Source organism: Pseudomonas fluorescens (assembly GCF_902497745.1).
Classification (GTDB): Bacteria; Pseudomonadota; Gammaproteobacteria; order Pseudomonadales; family Pseudomonadaceae; genus Aquipseudomonas; species Aquipseudomonas fluorescens_BM.
Map to the genome: position 1 here is coordinate 1 of NZ_CABVHJ010000032.1, position 20,723 is coordinate 20,723.

The following is a 20,723-nucleotide window of genomic DNA, read 5'->3' on the forward strand; positions in this document are numbered from 1 at the left end:
GGGAGAGGGCCAGGGTGAGGGGCTTTTGATTTGTTTGAGAGTTCGAGTGCGGCTCGATATTCCACGTCGGTGTATTTCTATAAATCACCTCGGTCAGTTCCCTCTCCCTCCGGGAGAGGGCCAGGGTGATGGGCTTTTGATTTGTTTGAGAGTTCGAGTGCGACTCGATATTCCACGTCGGTGTATTTCTATAAATCACCTCGGTCAGTCCCCTCTCCCTCCGGGAGAGGGCTAGGGTGAGGGGCTTTTGATCTGGGCTATGCAGCCGGTTGCTGTAACATTCGGCAACTTCAATCATACGAGCAGCGAAAATGGATTCTCACTCGATTCTGACCTTCACTTTGGTCGCGGCAATTGCCATCGCCAGCCCGGGGCCGGCGACGTTGATGGCGATCAATAACAGCCTCGCTCACGGGCAGCGCAGTACGATTTGGTCGTCGCTGGGTAATGCCAGCGGTCTGTTCTGTCTGTCGGCGGCGGCGATGTTGGGGTTGGGGGCGTTGTTGGCCAGTTCGGAGCTGCTGTTCAATGCAGTGAAGATCATCGGTGCCGGGTATCTGTTCTACCTCGGTGTCAAGCAGCTGTTCAAAAAGGGCCCGATGCTGCCTGAGGGAGTCGAGGGGGAGGCGAGCAAGGTGCGGCCGACTCGCGGCAAGCTGTACAAGTCGGCGTTTCTGACGGCGGTGACCAATCCCAAGGCGACGATGTTTTTTACCGCGTTGTTTCCGCAGTTCATCGATCAGGGCGCCGCGCTGTTGCCGCAGTTTCTGATCCTGACCTCGATCTTCATGGCGTTGTCGGTGTCGTCACTGAGCGTCTACGCCGCGTTGGCTTCCCGCGCCAAGGGCGTGTTGACTCGTCCGGCGTTGTCGCGTTGGGTCAGCCGGGTGGTCGGGTCTACGTTTATCGGTTTTGGCGCGGCGATTCTGACGATGCGTCGGCAGACGGCTTAAACCCATTTGAACCGGGCCGGGAATCTCGCCACGAAGCAGGTTCCCGACGCGGCGCTTGAGGTCACGCTCAAAGTGCCGTTGTGTGCCATCGCTATCTGCGAGGCGATGTAAAGCCCCAGTCCCAAGCCCTCGCAACGTTGCCCGGCTTCGGCGCGGGAGAAGGGTTCGAACAGCAGGGGCATCAGTTGCGCAGAAATCGGTGTGCCCTGATTGGTCAGGGAAATCACGATCTCGTCGTTTTCTGCGCAGGCTTTGAGGACGATCGGTGTGCTGTTCGAGCCGTGGGTAACCGCATTGCCCAGCAGATTGGAAAGCAATTGGCTGATCCGTAGCGCATCGCAATAGACGCCTGCCGGCACGTTTAGCTCATCGATGAAAATCGCTTGCGGGTGCGAGGCTTTAACCTCAGCGAGTGTCAATTGCAGGGTGTGCTGCAAGTCATCCACCAGCTTGCGCTGCACCGGAATCCCGCCGCCCAGTCGTCCTCGAGCAAAGTCGAGGATGTTTTCGATCAACACGCCCATGCGCACCGAGCTGGTGCGAATCGCCGCAATCAGGTTGAGCGAACGTTTGTCTTCGGTTTTGCTTTCCAGCAAATCTGCGCTCATGCGCACCGCGCTCAGTGGTGTGCGCAGGTCATGGCCGAGTACGGCGATGAACTGCTCGCGCAGGCGCCCGATTTCATTGGCGTTGTTCAGCTCGATCTGGGTCACTTCCAGATGGCGTTGCGTGTCCAGGTTCATGGCGATCAATTGCGCGAACAGGGTCAGTGTTTTGGTAATGGCCGGTTCATCGATATTGGCCGGGACCGAGTCGATGGCGCACAGCGTGCCGAAGAAGTCACCGTTGGCTTTGACGATGGGAATGGAAATGTAACTTTCCAGCCCATAGGTTTTCGGCGTGTGGTGCAAGGAGAAGATCGGGTGCGTGCTGGCATGACCGAAGATCACCGGCTGCTGATGCTGGCGGATCTCGTGGCAGATGGTCGATTCGAGCACCAGTTCGCCACCGGGTTTGAGCCCGAAATCAATCGAGTCATCGACGGCGCATGCCACCCAGTTGCTTTCGGTGACCCGCGCGACCGCAGCGAACCGCATGCCCGTGAGGTGTTTGACCATGCTCAGGATGACCGGCACCGAGTCAATACTGCGAATGGCTTCGATGTCGGGTGCAAAGTCCGGGTTGGTCATGGGGGCGATGCTTTGTGATGAGTTCGCTCAGAGACTAACGGTTATCGCTGCTCATGACTAATGAAGAACCCGGAAAGTAAAAGGGCGCCGCGGATTTCCCCAGCGCCCTTGTTTGTTGTGACGGGTCGAACGTTATCGACTCAGAACTTGTATTTGGCAGTCAGCATGTAGCTGCGCGGGTTGCCATAGTTATCGTTGGAGCCCCACGTGACATTGGAGCCAATGGCGGAGTAATAGACGCGGTCAAAGATATTGTTCGCATTGACCTGCAGATCCAGGTGTTTGTTGACCTCGTACCCGGCCATCAGGTCGGTGACCGCATAGCCACCCTGTTCCAGGCGGTAACTACCGTTATTGGCCAGGGCGACATCGTTGTACATGCGGCTCTGCCAGTAAACGTTGCCACCCACGCGCAGGTGTTGCAGCGGACCCTGGAAGCGGTACACGGTGGACACTTTGAACAGATGCTCTGGCGTGTCGGTTTCGAAACGCTGATTGTTGTTGGCCGGATTTTCGTCCTTGATGTAGTGCGCGCGGGTGTAGGTGTAGCCCGCGCCGACCTGCCAGTTGTCGGTCAGCGCGCCTTGCAGTTCCATATCGACGCCTTGGCTGCGCACCTTGCCCGATGACCCGTAGCAGGTCAGGACCGGGCAGCCGAACTGATTGTCCGCCATAGTGGCGCGACCGGTCTGGTCCATCTGGAACACCGCCAGGCTGGCGTTGAGGGCGCCGTTGAAGTACTCACCCTTGATGCCGACTTCGTAGTTTTCACCGACGATCGGTTCGAGCACCTTGCCGCCCAGGTCCTTCTGGGTCTGCGGGGTGAAGATGTCGGTGTAGCTGGCGTACACCGAGTGATGGTCGTCGAGTTTGTAGATCAGGCCGGCATAGCGAGTGACGTTACGGGTGACCTTGTAGTCGCCGTCGCCAGAGCGGTCATCGTAGTCATACCAGTCGAGACGGCCGCCGAGGATCAGCGTCAACGGATCGGCCAGGCTCAGGCGGGTGGTCAGGTACACGGCATCCTGGGTGGTGACGGTGCGGGTTTTGCCATCACGTACGAAGTCAGGTTTGGGGGCGCCAATCGGCCAGGCGGTGGTGTACGGGTCGTATTCCTTGGTGGTCGCGTCATACACGCGGTTGCTGGCACCGACGACCAGTTCGTGGCTGCGGCCGAACGCTTCGAACGGGCCACTGGCGAACACGTCGAGCGAGCGCTGCTTGTCAGTGTGATGGGATTGATAGGCCGTAGTTTCCAGCGGCCCGGCGTAACGCGACAGGTACGTCCCGGAGAACTCGCCGTCGAGGGTTGAGGTCGAGCCAGCAACGTGCAGTTTCCAGTCGTTGTCGAAGCGATGCTCCACTTCACCGAACACGGTGTCGATTTGCAGTTTGCGGTTTTCCCAATCGGTGCCGGGGTAGGTGGAGCGGGGCAGATCAAGGTGATGGCCGTTGGTGCCGATCGGCAGGCCGCCCCAGAAATAGTTGGTCTGTTCATTCTGCCGCGAGAAACCGAGGGTTGCGGTGGTGCTGTCGCTCAGGTCGGCTTCACCGATGGCGTAGAACAAGCCATGGTCGTTCTCTTCTTTGTCGCGGAAGCTGTCGGCGCCCTGGTAGGAACTGACCACGCGGCCACGCAGGGTGCCGCTTTCGTTCAACGGGCTGGAGGCGTCGATCTCGCCACGGTAGTCATCCCAACTGCCGGCGGCACCGGTGAGGGTCACGCGTTGATCGGCCGTCGGGCGTTTGCGCACCAGGTTGATCGCCGCCGAGGGGTTACCGGCACCGGTGACCAGGCCGGTCGCGCCACGGACGATTTCAACGCGGTCGAACATCGCCAGGTTCGGTTGCACCGCCATCGAGAAGGGCGAGTACGAACTTGGCAAGCCGTCGTACATGATGGTGTCGATGTCGAAACCGCGCGAGCTGTAGGTCTGCCGGCCCGGGCCGCTGGCCTGACTGAGGAACAACCCCGGCGTGCCTTTCACCACGTCGTTGATGCTGGTCATGTTCTGATCGTCCATCCGTTGACGGGTAATCACGGTCACCGCCTGAGGCGTTTCGCGCATGGTCAGCGACAGTTTGGTCGCTGTGCTCATCGGGCCGGTGGTGTAGGACTGGGTGTCTTCGGTGGTGCTGCTTATCTGGGTGGCGCCGATTTCGGTCGCGTCCAGCTCCAGCGTGCCGGTCGCCGCGGTTTTTTCAGGCGTGGCGGGCGTTGTTTCATCGGCCAGTGCGGGTGCGACGCTGGCCATGCAAATGGCGAGAGCCAACAGGTTGGGCGAGAGGTTTGCGCGGCGGTGTAGGGTGTGAAACGACATCAATCTGCTTCCCCAAATGATACGAAAACGAATCCAGTGCGAGTGCGTGTAGGAATTATTCGCATTAGTGTGTCAGATCATTCCGGGTGAAGAAAGCCGTACGGTTCAGTTAGTTAATGAATTTTTCACAATTGACCAAAGGCTCTACCGCGGGGGATTGGCAGGGACATGTGAGTTTTCGGGGGCGTGCGAGGGGTGAATCAAGGCGCAGCGCCCCGGCGCAAAAACTGCGCCGGCGCTGCTGATGGGGGCACGCTCAGCGGATGAGCGTGAGGCGAAGAGGGCTCAGTTCAGATCTTCGGCCTGGTGCCGCTCGGGCACTTGAGTCGCTTCATCGCCCCACGTGCGATTGACGCGTTGCCCGCGAATGACCGCCGGCCGTTGGGCGATCTCCTCTGCCCAGCGCTGCACGTGCGTGTATTCGTGGGCCGCGAGAAACTCGGCGGCGGAGTAGACATTGTTGCGCACCAGTTGCCCGTACCACGGCCAGACCGCGATGTCGGCGATGGTGTAGCTGTCGCCGGCGAGGTAAGTGCTTTCGGCCAAACGCCGATCCAGCACATCCAGCTGCCGCTTGGCTTCCATGGTGAAGCGGTTGATCGGGTACTCCATCTTCTCCGGCGCATACGCGTAGAAATGGCCGAAGCCGCCGCCCAGATAAGGCGCCGAGCCCATCTGCCAGAACAGCCAGTTCAACGTTTCGGTACGGCCAGCCGGATCTTTTGGCAGAAAGGCGCCGAACTTTTCCGCCAGATACAACAGGATCGAACCCGATTCGAACACGCGGATCGGTGGCTCGACGCTGCGATCCAGCAGCGCCGGGATTTTCGAGTTCGGGTTGATCTCGACAAACCCGCTGGAAAACTGATCGCCCTCGCCAATGCGGATCAGCCACGCATCGTACTCGGCATCGCGGTGCCCCAGCGCCAGCAGCTCTTCGAGCAGGATGGTCACTTTGACGCCGTTGGGCGTGGCCAGCGAATACAGCTGCAACGGTTGCTTGCCCACCGGCAGGGTCTTGTCATGGGTCGGCCCGGCAATCGGCCGATTGATGCTGGCGAACTGGCCGCCGGACGCGGCTTCGTTTTTCCAGACCTGGGGCGGAACGTACGGCGCTTTGCTCATGTAAGGGGCCTCATCGTTGGCGAGTGGAAAAATACCTGCTGAGAATGGACAGGACACCACAGAATCGGCTTCGTATTCCAGAGCGCGATGGATTTCTGTGGTCCGATTGCTCGCTGCACTCAAGACTGGCCGATCTCTGGAATCAACAAAAACGCTGCCATCAGGGCGGTGCCGGTTACCCGGTCAACGATTCGCTGCTTTTCCAGCCTGCACCGGCGCAACATTCATTCCCAGGCGGCTATTTTTGAGCGTTCATCTGATGTCTGTTTTCAAGAGGGTGAAGCAACGTCTGATGATTGAGTCCTTCACGCTCAGCGCTGCGGCCATTGATCCTTGATTTCAAACCACGGTGCTTTCGACGTCACTTCGACGTGTTGCTGTTTTTCCGTGGTGAACGTCGTGTCCAGCGTGCCCAGGGCTACCGAAATCCACTCGCGGTACTCACCCTGATTGTTTGCCCAGAACAGCGACGAGCCGCAGTTCAGGCAGAACTGGCGCTGTACCGATTGCGAAGACTGATAGGCCTTCAGCTGTTCGGCGCCCTCCAGCAGTTCCAGATTCTGACGCAGCACGCTGCCATAGCTGGCAAATGCCGCACCGTGGCTCTTGCGGCATTGGCTGCAATGGCAGTGCGAAAGCGCTTTGGGCCGTGAGCGGATCTGGTATTTCACCGCTCCGCACAGGCAACTGCCCCGGAAGGTCTGAGGGGAGGGCGTGAGCATTGTTATTGCGGTTCCTTGTAAGTGACGGTTTGTTTCACACTGTCAGGTGACTGCGCCAGGAAACCGGTGATGAGGGAAATCACTTGCTGCTGAATCTGCGCGCGTGGGCGGCCGCCCTCGCCATCGGTGCAGATAATGCTGTCGCCCGGTACATCCTCGTCGAGCATCGCCACAGCGCCAGGTTTGCAGATTGCCATGAAACTGAAGTGACTGGCGTCGCTGATCTCGACGTAACGCGATGAGGTTTTTGGCAGACGTTTGGCCAAATCGACAGATTCCAGCTGAGCCGGCAGCTCTTTCGACGGTACACCCGCAGCGATCACCAGGATCGGCACGGGGTAGGTCGCGAGGCTGGCATCGGTCATCCCGCGCGACAGACCCAGGTCCAGTGAAACCACGGCAGTGACGCGCTTGTCACGCCAGTCGGCGGCCAACCGGGCTTTCGATTGCACGGTGCTTGCAGTGTTCATCTGTAGGTATGCCGTGCAACTGGCCAGTTGCGGATGGATTTTGCAGTCTTCGGCAAAACGCTCGGGGTCGAAGCGTGCGCCACCGGCTTCGAGCACGGTCCAGCCGCCGAGAGAATGGCCGACGATGGCAATTCGATCCTTGGCCACCGCGCCGAATTTTTCCGGTTGCGCCGTCACCGCGTCGATGGCGCGGCTGAGGTCGACCGGACGTTGCCACAGTTGTGCCGCCGCTTGTGGGCTGCGATCGCGGCTGGTGGTGCCGGGATGGTTGACTGCCGCGACGATGTAACCCTGATGCGCCAGCGCACTGGCCAGCCAGGTCTGGTTGATCCAGCTTCCGCCATTGCCGTGGGAAAGCACTACCAATGGATGCTCGCCTTTGGCGGCCGGGGCATCAAGCACCGCCGGTGCGCCAACGAAGACCGGGTTGTCGCCGAACAATTGCGGCGTCTTGGCGGTGGTCGAACCGGGGTACCAGACGACCATTTCCACCGAGCGCTCATTGCGCGGATCCGCCAGCGTGGCGTACTGGAAACCAACGGGTTGAGCGTCAGCGAATGCGTAGCTGCTCAAGCAGATCAATAGCAGCGCGCCGAGAGACTTTTTCATTGTTGTTATCTTCCGTGATGGGCCGAATGGGCGAGGTGGACTTTGACTGATTTCGCGCGCTTCAGCGAGCCTCTTTGAGCCCTGCGTCTTAAACATTTTCCATTGGCCAGCGCGTGGCCAGATGCGCCGTCAGATAGTCCAGAAAGGCTTTGACCTTGGGCGTCATCGCCGCGCGTTCCTGTACGCAGGCGTAGATGTCCATCGGCTGGACGACGCTGTGTTCAAACAGCGGCACCAATTGCCCGCTCGCCAGGTAAGGCGCCGCAACAAACTCCGCCAGTCGCGTGACCCCGGCGCCGTGCACAGCCATTTGCGCCAGGGCATCGATGTCATCACTGATGGCGGTGGCATTGATAGGCGCATCGAAACGCTGGCCGTCGCGAACAAAATTCCAGCGCAGAAAACGCCCGTCCAAGGGATAACGAAACGCCAGGCAGGCATGGTTTTGCAGGTCATCGGGTGATTGCGGCCATCCGGCGCGCTGAAGATAGGCCGGCGCGGCGCACATGATGAAGGGCAGTGAAACGATCTTGCGCGCGACGATGCCGTCCTCCAGTTGCGGCTTGATTCGCAGGCTCAGGTCGATGCCGTCCTGGATGTGGTTGATCTTGCCATTGGTGGTCGAGAGTTCGATGAGCAGGCGCGGGTGCAGTGCGCCAAAACTGGCGATCAGTGATGCCAGCACATGGCGGCCGAACGCTGAGGTGGAGGCAATGCTCAACCGGCCTTGCAGCTCGGTTTCATCGTGGCTGATCGAGCTTTGCGCGGCCTCCAGATCGGCGGCGATGCGCCGGACTTTCTCGTAATACACCGCACCGTTTTCGGTGAGCGCCATGCTGCGCGTGGTGCGTTGCAGCAGACGCACGCCGAGGTGCGCTTCCAGCCGATTGATCGTCTGACTGACCGCCGCTGCACTGACGCCGAGAATTTTGGCGGCGCCGACAATCGAGCCGGCTTCGACCACTTTGATAAAACTGGCAATCGCCGCTAACAGATTCATCCATGTCCTGCCGAGGGTGGATTCGTAAGCTGTGCTTTATAAAGTACCTGCGGTTGAGCGTCTAGTTACGCTGAATCGGTTTTGCTAACGTGCGGTCTCCCTGTCAATGGATGGAAAAGCCATATGAATCAAAGAACCAACGCCGAAGCCATGATCATCGGTCGCCGCAAGCTGGCGCCGCGTGCCACGCCGTATGTGTTTGCGCTGTACATGGCAACGATCATGGCATTTCTGATGTCGCTGGTGATCACGGCCGCCAACTCGGGAATTGATAACGACTACCTGAGTAATGCCTTGCACGCCTATAAGCTGGCGATGCCGGTGGCGTTCCTGTGCATCCTCATCGTGCGGCCGATTGTGATCAAACTGGTCGCATGGACGGTGCATCCGCATCGTTGAAAGGCCCCGTCTCAGCAGTGACTGTTCTGACGTCTTCGCGAGCAGGCTCGCTCCCACATTTAGACCGCGATTCCCTGTGGGAGCGAGCCTGCTCGCGAATGGCCGCACCGCCGACCCAGAGGTCTTATGGGGACCTCAGAAAAACTCGTCGAGCAACTGATAAAAGGCGATCCGCTGCTGATCCGGTTCCACACCATAGACCTCGAAAAACAGCGGCAGCCACTGCGCGCCGAGGTTGTCTGTGATGCTGTGGGCAGCCAAGGCCAAATCCTGATAACGGTCAGCAACGCCCAGTCGGCCGCAGTCGACAAACCCGCTGAAGCCGCCATTGGCAGCGAGCAGGTTGGGCAGGCACGCATCGCCATGAGTCACCACCAGATCCTCGTGCGCCGGGCGTGCGTCAAGCATTTGCTGGAACACGTCTTCGGCGGATTGCCCCAGTCGCGAATCGTCGAAGTCCTGCTCGTCAATCAAACCGGCGAGCAAGTGTTCGCGGGCCCGTGTGATCTTCTGTTCGAGACGGTGATCGAACGGGCAATTGATGATCGCGACTGCGTGCAGAGTGCGCAGCGCCTCTGCCACAAGCGTGACGATCTGCTGCGGCGAGAGGTGTTCGCTGCTGGCAAGATCCCGGCCCGGCACGGCGGTCATCAACAGCCAGTTGTGTTCCGCTTCCGTGGCGGTGTCGAGCACGCGCGGCGCCGGTAAATCGTGAGTCGCCATCCAGCGCAAGCGCTGCACTTCACCGGGCAACTCGCCCCAGGTCATCACCTGTTCGGTTTTGACGAATTGCGGCGCCGCCCCTGCAGGCGTGATCCGCCAGACATCAGCGCGGGATTCACCAATGGTCTGCTGTTCGATGGCTGCACCGGCAAACTGGCTGCGCCATGCTGCTGGGAAATCCATGTCTTTGCTCCTTGCGATTATCGATGCGCGCATTGTGCCGTCCTGACGGTTTTGTCCGCAAACAACAACCGGCTCAGGGAAATCCATCGAAACTTCGCCGACAAGCTCACTGTCCAGACCCTTACACCTCCCGGCGGATGTTCTGTCGGGCAGCTCCATGCAGCGGAGAAAGACGAGGATCAAGATGACGATGACCGTAGGAGATTTTCTGGTTGAACGCCTTAGCCAATGGGGCGTCACGCGGATTTTTGGCTATCCGGGTGACGGCATCAACGGCGTGTTCGGCGCGCTCAGCCGGGCCAAGGGAAAAATCGAATTCATCCAGGCACGCCATGAAGAAATGGCCGCGTTCATGGCCTCGGCGCATGCCAAATTCACTGGCGAGTTGGGTGTGTGCATCGCCACTTCCGGCCCGGGCGCCTCGCACCTGATCACCGGCCTCTACGACGCGCGGATGGATCACATGCCAGTGCTGGCCATCGTCGGCCAACAGGCACGCACGGCGCTCGGCAGTCACTATCAGCAAGAGCTTGATCTGGTGTCGATGTTCAAGGATGTCGCCGGGGCGTTTGTACAGCAGGCTTCGGCGCCTTCACAGGTGCGGCATCTGCTTGACCGTGCAGTGCGCACCGCAGTCGGTGAGCGCCGGGTGACCGCGCTCATTCTGCCCAACGATTTGCAGGAGCTGAAATACGAAGCGCCGGCGCGCGAGCATGGCACCGCCCATTCCGGTGTCGGTTACACGAAACCGAAAGTAGTGCCGTACGACGCTGATCTGCAGCGCGCGGCCGACGTTTTGAACGCCGGAGAAAAGGTTGCGATCCTGGTCGGCGCCGGGGCATTGCAAGCGACTGATGAAGTCATCGCGGTGGCGGAAAAACTCGGCGCCGGCGTCGCCAAGGCGCTGTTGGGCAAAGCCGTGCTGCCGGACGATTTGCCTTGGGTCACCGGCAGCATCGGCCTGCTCGGCACCGAACCGAGCTACAAGCTGATGAACGAATGCGACACCTTGCTGATGATCGGTTCGGGCTTTCCCTACGCGGAGTTTTTGCCCAAGGAAGGTCAGGCCCGTGGCGTGCAGATCGATTTGCAGCCCGACATGCTCAGCCTGCGCTATCCGATGGAGGTCAATCTGCTCGGCGACTCGACAGAAACCCTTGCCGCGTTATTGCCGCTGCTCGAACAGAAAACCTCAAACAAATGGCGCAAGAAAATCGAAGGCTGGCGCGGGAGCTGGGAGAAAACCCTGGAAAGACGTGCGATGGCTAAAGCCGACCCGGTCAACCCGCAAAGGGTGGTGTATGAGCTGTCGCCGCGCCTGCCCGATGCGGCCATCATCACCAGCGACTCCGGCTCCTGCGCCAACTGGTTTGCCCGCGATCTGAAGATCCGCCGTGGCATGCAGTGCTCATTGTCCGGTGGCCTCGCGTCCATGGGCGCCGCTGTGCCTTACGCGATTGCCGCCAAGTTTGCTTATCCCGAGCGTTCGGTGATTGCGCTGGTGGGTGATGGCGCGATGCAGATGAACAACATGGCCGAATTGATCACCGTCGCCAAATACTGGCGGCAGTGGGCAAGTCCGAAATGGATCTGCGCGGTGTTCAACAACGAGGATCTCAATCAGGTCACGTGGGAGCAGCGGGTGATGGAGGGCGATCCGAAGTTTGAAGCTTCGCAAAGCATTCCGGACGTGCCGTATCACTTGTTCGCCATCTCCATTGGCCTGAAAGGCATTTTCGTTGATCGTGAAGAAGACGTCGCCGCTGCCTGGGAGCAGGCACTGGCCTCTGAGGTGCCGGTGCTGATCGAGTTCAAGACCGACCCGAACGTGCCGCCGTTGCCGCCGTACATCAAACTTGAGCAGGCGAAGAAATTCGCCACGACCTTGCTCAAGGGCGATCCGGATGAGGCCGGGGTGATCATGCAAACCGCGAAACAGGTGCTCGGCGCGGTGTTGCCCGGGAAAAAATAACCGCTTAACGCGGAGGTTTGATCGGTCCCACGCGCAGCAAAGGAATGCAGCCCTTGAGGCATTCCCACGCAGAGCGTGGGAATGATCAGCGCGTACAGATCAGGAGGTGTGTTTTTGATTTTTATCGGCTGCGCAGGCTGGAGTCTGGGGCGCGAGCATTGGCCGGCATTTGCGGCTGACGGTACGCACTTGCAGCGCTACGCTTCGCGCCTCAACTGCGTGGAAATCAACAGCTCGTTCTACCGTCCGCATCGTCGACAAACCTATGAGCGTTGGGCCGACGGCGTACCGGAGGCTTTCCGCTTTTCGGTGAAAATACCCAAACACATCACCCATGAATTGCGCCTGGCGGGTTGCGAGGCGGCGTTGGATAAATTTCTGGCTGAATGCGGCGGTCTGGGCGAGCGCCTGGGTTGCCTGCTCGTGCAATTGCCGCCATCGCTGGCATTCGACGAAACCATCGCCGAAGCCTTCTTCGTGACATTGCGCCAGCGCTTCTGCTGCGCCGTGGTACTTGAGCCACGGCATGCATCGTGGGTCAGCGCTGAGCCGATGTTGATGACTTGTCAGATCGCCCAAGCGGCCGTCGATCCCTCGCGCATCAGCAGTGATGCTGCGCCCAGTGGCTGGGCGGGAACCCGATATTGGCGCCTGCACGGTTCACCGCGCATTTACCACAGCGCCTACGATTCACCTTACCTGCATAATCTCGCACAAGCCTTGCAGTCAGCGGCTGCAGCAAGTGCGGCGACCTGGTGCATTTTCGACAACACCGTCAGCGGCGCAGCACTGAGCAACGCTTTGACGCTGGCCACACTGACGGCCGATTGGGAGCCGATATGTGCGGCCGTGAAACTCAACCCGGCGAAGCAGCCCTCACCCTAACCCTCTCCCAGAGGGAGAGGGGACTGACCGAGGTGTTCATGCAAGTTACGCCGACCTGAAAGACTGAGGTGAACTCAAGCTCAGAAAAGCCTACAAATCGGCTCTTTCCCCTCGTGCCTGGGGGAGAGGGGACTGATCGAGGTGTTTGTGCAAATAACGCCGACTTGAAAGACCGAGTTGAACGCAAGATTTGAAGAGCACACAAACCGGCTCCCTTTCCCCCTCGCCCCTGGGGGAGAGGGCTGGGGTGAGGGGGGGGGGAGATCCAGCAGACCGTTGCGATCGCCAGCAAAACCACTAATTTCCGTCGGCCACTTTGCGCTCGATCTCATCGATCTTGCGCTGCAGCGTCTCGGCGTCCTGCTCCTTCACTCGGGTGGACGAGGGCGTGATGACCTTATCCACGGCTTCGGTGTCATCGTCCCGGTCTTCAAGATCGCGCTCGACCACATTCACCGGTTTGCCGGACGTGTCGGTGGGCGGGGCGTTCGGGGTTTTATCGTCGCTGTTCATGTTGGTGACCTCCAGTTGTGTAAACATTGGAGGCAGGCAGTGCGGCAGGCGTTCGATATTTTTGCCGGGTTGTGCCGAATGGCGCCCTCCCGCGATGGAGAGGGCGCACTGACGGTTTTCAGTCTTTGAGAATGTCGCGATCCTTGGTTTCCGGCAGGAAGAACGTGCCCAGTACCGCCGTCATCACCGCAATCACGATCGGATACCACAAGCCGTAATAGATATCCCCGGTCGCGGCAACCATGGCGAACGCCACCGTCGGCAGGAAGCCGCCGAACCAGCCGTTGCCGATGTGATAGGGCAGCGACATTGAGGTGTAGCGGATGCGGGTCGGGAACAGCTCGACCAGCCACGCCGCGATCGGGCCGTAGACCATGGTTACGTAGATCACCAGCACGGTGAGCAGGAGCAGAACCATCGGGTAATTGGTTTTCGCCGGGTCGGCTTTCTCCGGATAACCGGCCTCCTTGAGTGCGGTGCCGAGGGTCGCGGTGAACGCATCATTGCGCGTCTTGAAGTCGGCGGCTGGCAGGGCGCTGCCTTCAAAACTCTCGACGACTTTGTCACCGATGCGCACTTGCGCGATGGTGCCCGGCTCCGCAATCACGTTCTCATAGGGAATCGCCCGTTTTGCCAGCAAGGTCTTGGCCAGGTCGCAGGAGCTGGTGAATTTGGCCTTGCCCACCGGGTCGAACTGGAACGAGCACTGGTCGGGGTTGGCGATGACTTTGACCGGGTTCTTCTCCTGAGCGATGAACACATCGGGGTTACCGTACTGGGTCAGCGCGTGGAAGATCGGGAAGTAGGTCAGCGCCGCCAGAATACAGCCGACCATGATGATCGGCTTGCGCCCGATGCGGTCAGATAGGCTGCCGAATATCACGAAAAACGGCGTGCCGATCAGCAGCGAACCGGCGATCAGCAGGTTGGCGGTTTGCGGGTCGATCTTCAGCGTTTGCAGCAAGAAGAACAGCGCGTAGAACTGCCCGGTGTACCAGACCACCGCTTGCCCGGCCGTACCGCCGAGCAGCGACATGATCACCACTTTGAGGTTGTCCCAGCGCGCGAAGGACTCGGTCAGTGGCGCTTTCGACGCCTTGCCTTCGGCCTTCATTTTCTGGAACACCGGCGACTCGCTCAGTTGCAGGCGAATGTACACCGAGACGATCAGCAGCAGGATCGACAACAGAAACGGTATCCGCCAGCCCCACGCTTCGAAGGCTTCAGTGCCCAGCGCAGTGCGGCAGGCGAGGATCACCAGCAGCGACAGAAACAGCCCAAGGGTCGCGGTGGTTTGAATCCACGAGGTGAAGAAGCCGCGTTTGTTGCGCGGCGCATGTTCGGCCACATAAGTCGCTGCGCCGCCATACTCACCGCCCAGCGCCAAACCTTGTAGCAAACGCAGAGTGATGAGAATGACCGGCGCGGCGACGCCAATGGTCGCGTAACCGGGCAAAATACCGACGATCGCTGTCGACACACCCATGATGACGATGGTGATGAGGAACGTGTGCTTGCGCCCGATCATGTCGCCGAGCCGGCCGAACACTATCGCCCCGAATGGCCGCACCGCGAACCCCGCTGCAAACGCCAGCAGGGCAAAGATAAACGCAGTGGTTTCATTGACGCCGGCAAAGAAGTGTTTGGCGATAATCGCCGCCAGTGAGCCGTAGAGGTAAAAGTCGTACCACTCGAAAACCGTGCCCAAGGACGAAGCGAAGATGACCTTGCGCTCCTCCTTGGTGATGCCGCCGCTGCGCGGTGGACTGCCGGTGGATGCTGTGTCGATTGTGGCCATGGGTGTTCTCCGTCGTGCTTATTGTCGTAGGCCGGAGTCCCCCCATTACTGCTTATCGCACTCTGGCCTTGTGGCGTATGCCGCAACTGCTCTCGCGTGAAACTTGCACAGTCTGACCGCCTCGCATTGCTGCAAGGTTTCCTGAAGCATAATCAGCTTTTGCCAGATATCCAGCCGTCGGCCTGCCTACTAGGCCTTGACCCAGCGCTGACGACTCCACGCACTCAGCCAGTCGACCACAAACACCAGCACCAGCATTGCCAGAATCACCGTACTCGCTTGCGCTTCCTGAAACAGGCTGAGGCTGACATAGAGCATCTGCCCAAGCCCGCCGGCACCGACAAAACCCAGCACGCTGGCCATACGGATGTTGTTTTCCCAACGATACAGAATGTAGGCGAGCAGTTGCGGTGCAAGGTTCGGCAGCGTGCCGTAACAGAAGGCAAGGAGCGGATTGCCGCCCTGCAACCGAATGGCTTCGGCCGGTTGCGGCGGCGTATTTTCCAGCGCTTCGGCAAACAACCGGCCAAGCACGCCGGTGGTGTGCAGGGCGAGGGCGAGGGTGCCGGCGTTCGGGCCGAGGCCGGCGGCAAGCACCATCAGTGCGGCCCAGACCAGTTCCGGAATCGCCCGCAAGGCGTTGAGCAGCAGTCGCGAGGCACTTTGCAGCGGCCAGCCAAAACGCCCGGCGGCGGGCAGCGCCAGGACGATGCCGAACACGGCGGCGAGCAGTGTACCGAGGGCCGACATCGCCAACGTTTCCAGCGAACCGTGGAAGATTGCCTTGAGGTAATCGGCGCTCAGATCCGGGCTGAGAAAGCGCTGCACGTAAGCGCCCATCTGCTTCAGACTGGTGGCGCTGCCCAGTTCGCCAAGATCCAGCCCCAGATAAACGAAGGAGGCGATGACTGCCGCTGCAATGCCCGCGATCAGCAGCAGGTTGATCAGGCGATTCATGTCAGCCTCCAGCGCAGCAAGCGGCTGAGTTGGTCGGCGGCCAATACCAGAATCAGGAAGCACAGCAGAATACTGGCGACTTCACCGCCGGCGAACATGCGGATCGACAGGTCGATCTGCTGACCCAAACCTCCGGCGCCAACAAACCCCATCACCACCGACGCACGGATCGCACATTCCCAGCGATAAACCGTGTAGGAGAGCAGTTCCCCGGCGACATTGGGCAACGTGCCGTAAGCAAACGCCGCCAGTCGGCCGCTGCCCGCCTGCAACAGCGCGTGCGCCGGGCGCTGATCAGTGGACTCGAAAATCTCCGCGTAGACCTTGCCGAGCATGCCGCTGTACGTGATGGCGATCGCCAACACACCTGCCGCCGGACCAAGTCCAACAGCGCGGACAAACAACAGCGCCCAGACGATTTCCGGCACGCTGCGCAAAAAAATCAGCAAACCGCGAATAGGCCAGCGCAGCAGACGCCCCAGTCGACTGGGCAAGCCACCGCGCGAGGCGGCAGACAGCGACAGCGCACGACTGGCAATCAGGCCGGCCGGTATCGCCAACACCAACGCCAATGCCATGCCGGCGGTGGCGATGGCCAGGGTTTGCAGGGTGGCTTTGAACAGTAGCTGGAGAAACGCTTCGTCGTGCGCAGGCGGCCAGAATTGCGCGACAAAACGGCCCATTTCATTCTGGCTGTCGGGCAGCAACACGCCCAGATCCAGCTCGCTGAGCTGAACGCCCGGCCACAGCAAGGCTATTGCCAGCAACGTCAGCAACAATCGCGGCCACGCCGCCGGATCGCGTGAATCGGCTTTCAGCATCGTGGAATCTGCACAGTCAAAGGTGCCACCGCAGCGGTCGGCGATTGCAGTTTTTCGTTGGCGTACAGCGCGTCGAGCATCTCGGGGCTGACTTGATCGGAGGCGCAGTCGAACAGAATCTGCCCGTCGCGCAGACCAATGATCCGTGGGAAGTGCGACAACGCCAGATCCACCGCATGCAGGCTCGCCACCAGCGTGACGTTGTGCTCGCGTGCATGCCGGGAGAGGATCGACAGGGTATGCCCGGCCATGACCGGGTCCATCGCCGACACCGGCTCGTCGGCCAAGAGGATTTCCGGTGCCTGATACAACACGCGGGCGATGCCGACACGTTGCAACTGGCCGCCGGACAATTGCTGGCAATGGGCGAACAGTTTTTCGCCCAGATCCAGTCGCGCCAACGCCGCGCGCGCGCCGGCCACATCCAGTGGATGCAACAGGTTCAGAAGACTTTTGCCCAAACTCCATTGGCCGAGCTTACCGGCCAGCACTGCCGTGACCACGCGCTGACGTGGCGGCAACGGCGGTGCCTGATGTACCAGACCAATCCGCGCACGCAGGCGTTGGCGTTGGCGGGCGGACAAGTGCCAGGCACGCTCGCCGAGCACTTCGAGCTCGCCGCTGCTGGGCCGCAGGGCGGTGGCCAGCAGGTTGAGCAAACTCGATTTACCGGCGCCGGACGGGCCTATGACGGCGACCTGTTCGCCAACGCCAATCTGCAAGTCGACACCGCGCAGGGCGTCGACTCCATTGGCGTGGCGCAGGCTGCCCTGGTTGAGGCTCAGGGTCATTTCAGCAGTTCGGCAGCGCGGGCGGCTTCCTCGATGCCCTTGTAGTTCTCGGGCTTGGTATCGATGAAACGGCTGGCGGCCTGCAGATCAAGAATCTTTTTCTGCTCCGGGTTGGCCGGGTCCAGATCGAGGAAGGCTTTTTTGATCTTCGCCGCCAGTGCCGGATCGAGGGTGCCGCGCACGGTCCAGTTGTAATCGAAGTAGGTCGGGGTGGTGGCGAAGACTTTGACCTTGTTGGTGTCGACCTTGCCGGCATCCACCAGTTTCTGCCAGACGCTGGCGTTCAGCACACCGGCATCCACCTTGCCGGCCTGCACCCAGGCCACGGTGGCATCGTGGGCGCCGGAGTAGGCGACACGGCTGAAATACGCTTCAGGCTTGATGTTGTCGTTTTTCAGCATGAAGTAACGCGGCATCAGGCTGCCGGAAGTCGACGACACCGAACCGAAAGCGAAGGTCTTGCCTTTCAGATCCGCCAGGCTTTTCACGTTCGGGTCAGCGGTGATGAACTTGCTGGTGAACTGCGCATCCTGTTCACGCTGAACCAGCGGAATGACTGGCGTCGTTGCATCAGTCTTCAAACGCGCCTGCACAAAGGTAAAACCGCCGAGCCAGGCCATGTCGAGGCGATCGGTCGCCAGTGCTTCAACCACCGCCGGGTAGTCGGCCACCGGGACGAATTGCACCTTCATGCCCAGTTGTTGTTCCAGATAAGCACCCAGTGGTTCGAATTTGCGCAGCAGTTCGGTCGGGGCTTCGTCGGGAATCGCGCTGACGCGCAAAACGTCGGCGGCTTGCACCATCAAAGTAGAAAAGGACAGGGCCAGGCCGGCGGTCAGTGCCAGTGTTCGTTTGAGCATGGAATTCTCCGTTTCGTGAGCGTCAAAAAGTGTGAAGAGCTGAATCAGGGCGCTACGTGAGGGTAGACGAATCGGCGAGGTTATACGTATTCCCACGCGCAAAGGCCAGCGCCATCAGGGCTGGAGTGGTCAAAAACGTTCGTCGAGTATCGCCGGGAGCGTGAGCTCTTTGACGTAGCTGGCCGAGGACAGACTCAGGATCATGCGCACTACCTGGACGACATCGTGTACGGGAATCAAATGACCCTCGCCACGCTGCGATGCCAGATCTCGTGGCGTGTTCAGAGGGTCCTCGGTGTTCAGATAGCCCAGGTTAAGACAAGTCACCGCCAGGCGCTGATGTCGGTAGCCTTCGCGCAATGTATCGGCGATCCCGCGCAGGGCGAATTTGGAGGCACCGAAAGCGACTTCCGGGCGTCCGCTTTGTGGCAGGCCGGAGGTTGAGCCGGTGAGGATGATTTTCGGCTGGGCACTTTTCAGCAGAAGGGGGAGCAGGCGCTTGGTCAGCAGAATGGTTGAGGTAATGTTGCAACTGACGATGGCTTGCACTTCGTCATCCGGACTGTCGAGAAAGTCATAGGCGGGATCGAAAGCCGATTCTTCCCAGATGCCAAGGTTGTAGATCAATGTATCCAGCCCATCGTCCACGACGGCCTGCTCGATGGCGTGCGCGGCTTTGGCCGGGTTCATCAGGTCGGCTTCCACCCAGCGTACAGGGCGCTCGGTCTCGGACATCAAACCTTCGGGCCGCGTGCGGGACACACCAATCAGCGTGTCTCCCGCGTTACCCAAACCTTCAATAAAAGCCTTGCCCAAGCCTTTGCTGGCACCCACCACCAAAATATTCATCGATCCTCTCCCTGATCTGCACGTTGATGTGGGAGAGCATGCAAACAGACGACCTTCTAAATGGCAAACGAATGGGTGTGTCCGGATATTTACGGCAGCTTCGCGATCACCTTGATCTCGAAATCAAAGCCATACAGCCACGTCACACCAATCGCGGTGGCGGTCGGGTGTGGCGCCTCACCCCAAAATTCGGTCAGGACCAGATTCCAGATCGTTTCGAACTTCGTCTGCGGATCAACGATGAACACGGTGACGTCGACCACGTCGTCGAACGTGCAACCGGCCTCATGGAGGATCGCATTGAGGTTGCTGAACGCCTGGCGCACCTGGGTTTGCAGGTCCGGCTCAGGCGTGCCGTCCTCGGTGCTGCCGACTTGTCCCGAGACAAACAGAAAGCCGTTGGAGCGTACTGCCGGTGAGTAACGATGGCGCTCGTAAAGTGCGCGGCGGGCAGGCGGAAAAACAACATCGCGCTGGGTCATGGGGTGTCTCCATCAGTGAGTTGATGGAGACACTTTAGGTATTTGCAGACGGACGATAAACGCGCAAGCTTGGCGTTCACTGTTTGTGAATCGCAAACAATCAGAGGCTGACTCGTGGACCGATTTGATGCAATGCAGGCGTTCGCCCGAGTGGTCGAGGCCGGGAGTTTCACCAAGGCCGCCGAAACCTTGCACATGAGCAAGACCACCGTGACCCAACTCGTGCAACAACTGGAGGCGCGGCTGCGGGTCAAGTTGCTCAACCGCACCACGCGCAAGGTCAACGTCACCGCCGATGGCGCCGTTTATTACGAACGGGTGATCAAGCTGTTGGCCGACATGGACGATGCGGAAACCAGCCTGCCCGGCGCGGCGGCGTTGCCTAAGGGGCGGCTACGCGTGGACGTACCGAGTCCGCTGGCACGGCTGATCCTGGTACCGGCCCTGCCTGAGTTTCATGTGCGTTATCCGGATATCCAGATCGACATGGGCGTCAGCGACCGTATCGTCGACATCATTGATGAGAACGTCGATTGCGTGGTGCGTGGTGGCGAACTGTTGGACTTGTCGTTGATGGCGCGCAAGGTCGCCGATCTGCAGTTGGGGGTGTTTGCTGCACCACAATATCTGGCGCGTGCGGGCACACCCGTACACCCACGGGAGCTGGAAAACAGCCACCATCGCGTGGTCGGTTTCCTCTGGGCGCGTACCGGCAAACCAGTGCCATATGCCCTGCATAACGCCAGTGAAAACCTACAGATCAAAGGTCGGCATATCCTCGCAGTCGATGATGGTAATGCCTATCTCGCGGCCGGTTTAGCGGGCATGGGTGTGCTGTGGCTACCCAAGTACATGTCTGCCGAACACGAGGCACGCGGCGAACTGGTGCCGCTGTTCGAAGGCTGGCAGCTCGACCCGATGCCGCTCTATGTCGCGTATCCACCGAACCGCCATGTCAGCCTGAAACTGCGAGTGTTCATCGACTGGATTGTCGAGGTCATGGCGCAGCATGACCCGGTGATCGATCGGCTGGGGTTGCGATCAACGACAGGTGATTGACTCTGACGCCATTCGAGCCAACTATCGGCGCACAACAACAT

At 60.0% G+C, this 20,723-nt stretch carries 21 protein-coding genes; 6 read left to right on the top strand and 15 right to left on the bottom strand.

Going from position 1 to position 20,723, the window contains the following annotated elements:
* Positions 1–311 precede the first annotated feature (311 nt).
* Positions 312–953, top strand: coding sequence for a LysE family translocator (locus tag F8N44_RS29825; protein WP_150652868.1), 642 nt, complete (start codon positions 312–314; stop codon positions 951–953).
* Here F8N44_RS29825 and F8N44_RS29830 read toward each other — a convergent pair.
* The 3 genes from F8N44_RS29830 to yghU form a co-directional block, all read right to left on the bottom strand.
* Positions 950–2,143 (bottom strand): GAF domain-containing sensor histidine kinase, encoded by a 1,194-nt coding sequence (locus F8N44_RS29830; RefSeq protein WP_150652869.1) that lies wholly within the window; start codon positions 2,141–2,143, stop codon positions 950–952. The genes F8N44_RS29825 and F8N44_RS29830 overlap by 4 nt on opposite strands.
* Before the next feature lie 140 nt (positions 2,144–2,283).
* Complete coding sequence (locus tag F8N44_RS29835; RefSeq protein ID WP_150652870.1) at positions 2,284–4,464, bottom strand: TonB-dependent siderophore receptor; 2,181 nt, start codon at positions 4,462–4,464, stop codon at positions 2,284–2,286.
* A 285-nt stretch (positions 4,465–4,749) separates the two neighbouring features.
* On the bottom strand, positions 4,750–5,589 hold the full coding sequence (gene yghU, locus F8N44_RS29840) for a glutathione-dependent disulfide-bond oxidoreductase (RefSeq protein ID WP_150652871.1): 840 nt from the start codon (positions 5,587–5,589) through the stop codon (positions 4,750–4,752).
* 23 nt (positions 5,590–5,612) lie between these two features.
* Here yghU and F8N44_RS31495 point away from each other — a divergent pair, with 23 nt between their 5' ends.
* The gene (locus F8N44_RS31495; protein ID WP_191630980.1) at positions 5,613–5,837 is read left to right on the top strand and encodes a hypothetical protein; all 225 of its coding nucleotides are present in this window, start codon (positions 5,613–5,615) and stop codon (positions 5,835–5,837) included.
* A gap of 63 nt (positions 5,838–5,900) precedes the next feature.
* On the opposite strand, the gene F8N44_RS29850 is transcribed toward F8N44_RS31495, so the two are convergent.
* From F8N44_RS29850 to F8N44_RS29860, 3 genes are all read right to left on the bottom strand, one after another.
* Entirely contained in the window at positions 5,901–6,311 is a 411-nt protein-coding gene (locus tag F8N44_RS29850) for a GFA family protein (protein ID WP_150652872.1), read from the bottom strand.
* A 2-nt stretch (positions 6,312–6,313) separates the two neighbouring features.
* Positions 6,314–7,390 (bottom strand): alpha/beta hydrolase family protein, encoded by a 1,077-nt coding sequence (locus tag F8N44_RS29855; RefSeq protein ID WP_150652873.1) that lies wholly within the window; start codon positions 7,388–7,390, stop codon positions 6,314–6,316.
* 88 nt (positions 7,391–7,478) lie between these two features.
* Entirely contained in the window at positions 7,479–8,390 is a 912-nt protein-coding gene (locus F8N44_RS29860) for a LysR family transcriptional regulator (protein ID WP_150652874.1), read from the bottom strand.
* Positions 8,391–8,513: 123 nt separating this feature from the next.
* Between F8N44_RS29860 and F8N44_RS29865 the strand changes: the two genes are divergently transcribed.
* Entirely contained in the window at positions 8,514–8,789 is a 276-nt protein-coding gene (locus F8N44_RS29865; protein WP_150652875.1) for a DUF2798 domain-containing protein, read from the top strand.
* A gap of 135 nt (positions 8,790–8,924) precedes the next feature.
* On the opposite strand, the gene F8N44_RS29870 is transcribed toward F8N44_RS29865, so the two are convergent.
* Complete coding sequence (locus F8N44_RS29870) at positions 8,925–9,695, bottom strand: APH(3')-II family aminoglycoside O-phosphotransferase (RefSeq protein ID WP_150652876.1); 771 nt, start codon at positions 9,693–9,695, stop codon at positions 8,925–8,927.
* Between the two features lie 184 nt (positions 9,696–9,879).
* Between F8N44_RS29870 and F8N44_RS29875 the strand changes: the two genes are divergently transcribed.
* Together F8N44_RS29875 and F8N44_RS29880 are read left to right on the top strand one after the other, a co-directional pair.
* The gene (locus F8N44_RS29875; RefSeq protein ID WP_150652877.1) at positions 9,880–11,667 is read left to right on the top strand and encodes a thiamine pyrophosphate-requiring protein; all 1,788 of its coding nucleotides are present in this window, start codon (positions 9,880–9,882) and stop codon (positions 11,665–11,667) included.
* Between the two features lie 114 nt (positions 11,668–11,781).
* Complete coding sequence (locus tag F8N44_RS29880) at positions 11,782–12,552, top strand: DUF72 domain-containing protein (RefSeq protein WP_150652878.1); 771 nt, start codon at positions 11,782–11,784, stop codon at positions 12,550–12,552.
* A 297-nt stretch (positions 12,553–12,849) separates the two neighbouring features.
* On the opposite strand, the gene F8N44_RS29885 is transcribed toward F8N44_RS29880, so the two are convergent.
* The 8 genes from F8N44_RS29885 to F8N44_RS29920 all read right to left on the bottom strand — a co-directional run bounded on the left by F8N44_RS29885 (position 12,850) and on the right by F8N44_RS29920 (position 19,623).
* On the bottom strand, positions 12,850–13,065 hold the full coding sequence (locus tag F8N44_RS29885) for a hypothetical protein (RefSeq protein WP_150652879.1): 216 nt from the start codon (positions 13,063–13,065) through the stop codon (positions 12,850–12,852).
* A gap of 118 nt (positions 13,066–13,183) precedes the next feature.
* Positions 13,184–14,863, bottom strand: coding sequence for an MFS transporter (locus F8N44_RS29890; RefSeq protein WP_150652880.1), 1,680 nt, complete (start codon positions 14,861–14,863; stop codon positions 13,184–13,186).
* Between the two features lie 189 nt (positions 14,864–15,052).
* Entirely contained in the window at positions 15,053–15,820 is a 768-nt protein-coding gene (gene phnE, locus F8N44_RS29895) for a phosphonate ABC transporter, permease protein PhnE (RefSeq protein WP_150652881.1), read from the bottom strand.
* The gene (locus tag F8N44_RS29900) at positions 15,817–16,641 is read right to left on the bottom strand and encodes a PhnE/PtxC family ABC transporter permease (RefSeq protein WP_150652882.1); all 825 of its coding nucleotides are present in this window, start codon (positions 16,639–16,641) and stop codon (positions 15,817–15,819) included. Before F8N44_RS29900 ends, phnE begins: the two co-directional genes overlap by 4 nt.
* On the bottom strand, positions 16,635–17,432 hold the full coding sequence (locus F8N44_RS29905; protein ID WP_150652883.1) for a phosphonate ABC transporter ATP-binding protein: 798 nt from the start codon (positions 17,430–17,432) through the stop codon (positions 16,635–16,637). The genes F8N44_RS29900 and F8N44_RS29905 overlap by 7 nt, the downstream gene beginning before the upstream one ends.
* Positions 17,429–18,292: a putative selenate ABC transporter substrate-binding protein gene (locus F8N44_RS29910; RefSeq protein ID WP_038368711.1), complete on the bottom strand. Its 864-nt coding sequence runs from the start codon at positions 18,290–18,292 to the stop codon at positions 17,429–17,431. Before F8N44_RS29910 ends, F8N44_RS29905 begins: the two co-directional genes overlap by 4 nt.
* A 129-nt stretch (positions 18,293–18,421) precedes the next feature.
* Positions 18,422–19,141 (bottom strand): SDR family NAD(P)-dependent oxidoreductase, encoded by a 720-nt coding sequence (locus F8N44_RS29915; RefSeq protein WP_150652884.1) that lies wholly within the window; start codon positions 19,139–19,141, stop codon positions 18,422–18,424.
* Between the two features lie 89 nt (positions 19,142–19,230).
* Positions 19,231–19,623, bottom strand: coding sequence for a RidA family protein (locus tag F8N44_RS29920; protein WP_150652885.1), 393 nt, complete (start codon positions 19,621–19,623; stop codon positions 19,231–19,233).
* Between the two features lie 114 nt (positions 19,624–19,737).
* Between F8N44_RS29920 and F8N44_RS29925 the strand changes: the two genes are divergently transcribed.
* Positions 19,738–20,682 (top strand): LysR family transcriptional regulator, encoded by a 945-nt coding sequence (locus F8N44_RS29925; protein WP_150652886.1) that lies wholly within the window; start codon positions 19,738–19,740, stop codon positions 20,680–20,682.
* The last annotated feature ends 41 nt before the right edge of the window (positions 20,683–20,723 follow it).

What these genes read in the sequence shown, in the direction of transcription:
- F8N44_RS29825 (WP_150652868.1), top strand. Translation starts at nt 312, where the DNA reads ATGGATTCTCACTCGATTCTGACCTTCACTTTGGTCGCGGCAATTGCC.
- F8N44_RS29830 (WP_150652869.1), bottom strand. Translation starts at nt 2,143, where the DNA reads ATGACCAACCCGGACTTTGCACCCGACATCGAAGCCATTCGCAGTATT.
- F8N44_RS29835 (WP_150652870.1), bottom strand. Translation starts at nt 4,464, where the DNA reads ATGTCGTTTCACACCCTACACCGCCGCGCAAACCTCTCGCCCAACCTG.
- yghU (WP_150652871.1), bottom strand. Translation starts at nt 5,589, where the DNA reads ATGAGCAAAGCGCCGTACGTTCCGCCCCAGGTCTGGAAAAACGAAGCC.
- F8N44_RS29850 (WP_150652872.1), bottom strand. Translation starts at nt 6,311, where the DNA reads ATGCTCACGCCCTCCCCTCAGACCTTCCGGGGCAGTTGCCTGTGCGGA.
- F8N44_RS29855 (WP_150652873.1), bottom strand. Translation starts at nt 7,390, where the DNA reads ATGAAAAAGTCTCTCGGCGCGCTGCTATTGATCTGCTTGAGCAGCTAC.
- F8N44_RS29860 (WP_150652874.1), bottom strand. Translation starts at nt 8,390, where the DNA reads ATGAATCTGTTAGCGGCGATTGCCAGTTTTATCAAAGTGGTCGAAGCC.
- F8N44_RS29865 (WP_150652875.1), top strand. Translation starts at nt 8,514, where the DNA reads ATGAATCAAAGAACCAACGCCGAAGCCATGATCATCGGTCGCCGCAAG.
- F8N44_RS29870 (WP_150652876.1), bottom strand. Translation starts at nt 9,695, where the DNA reads ATGGATTTCCCAGCAGCATGGCGCAGCCAGTTTGCCGGTGCAGCCATC.
- F8N44_RS29875 (WP_150652877.1), top strand. Translation starts at nt 9,880, where the DNA reads ATGACGATGACCGTAGGAGATTTTCTGGTTGAACGCCTTAGCCAATGG.
- F8N44_RS29885 (WP_150652879.1), bottom strand. Translation starts at nt 13,065, where the DNA reads ATGAACAGCGACGATAAAACCCCGAACGCCCCGCCCACCGACACGTCC.
- F8N44_RS29890 (WP_150652880.1), bottom strand. Translation starts at nt 14,863, where the DNA reads ATGGCCACAATCGACACAGCATCCACCGGCAGTCCACCGCGCAGCGGC.
- phnE (WP_150652881.1), bottom strand. Translation starts at nt 15,820, where the DNA reads ATGAATCGCCTGATCAACCTGCTGCTGATCGCGGGCATTGCAGCGGCA.
- F8N44_RS29900 (WP_150652882.1), bottom strand. Translation starts at nt 16,641, where the DNA reads ATGCTGAAAGCCGATTCACGCGATCCGGCGGCGTGGCCGCGATTGTTG.
- F8N44_RS29905 (WP_150652883.1), bottom strand. Translation starts at nt 17,432, where the DNA reads ATGACCCTGAGCCTCAACCAGGGCAGCCTGCGCCACGCCAATGGAGTC.
- F8N44_RS29910 (WP_038368711.1), bottom strand. Translation starts at nt 18,292, where the DNA reads ATGCTCAAACGAACACTGGCACTGACCGCCGGCCTGGCCCTGTCCTTT.
- F8N44_RS29915 (WP_150652884.1), bottom strand. Translation starts at nt 19,141, where the DNA reads ATGAATATTTTGGTGGTGGGTGCCAGCAAAGGCTTGGGCAAGGCTTTT.
- F8N44_RS29920 (WP_150652885.1), bottom strand. Translation starts at nt 19,623, where the DNA reads ATGACCCAGCGCGATGTTGTTTTTCCGCCTGCCCGCCGCGCACTTTAC.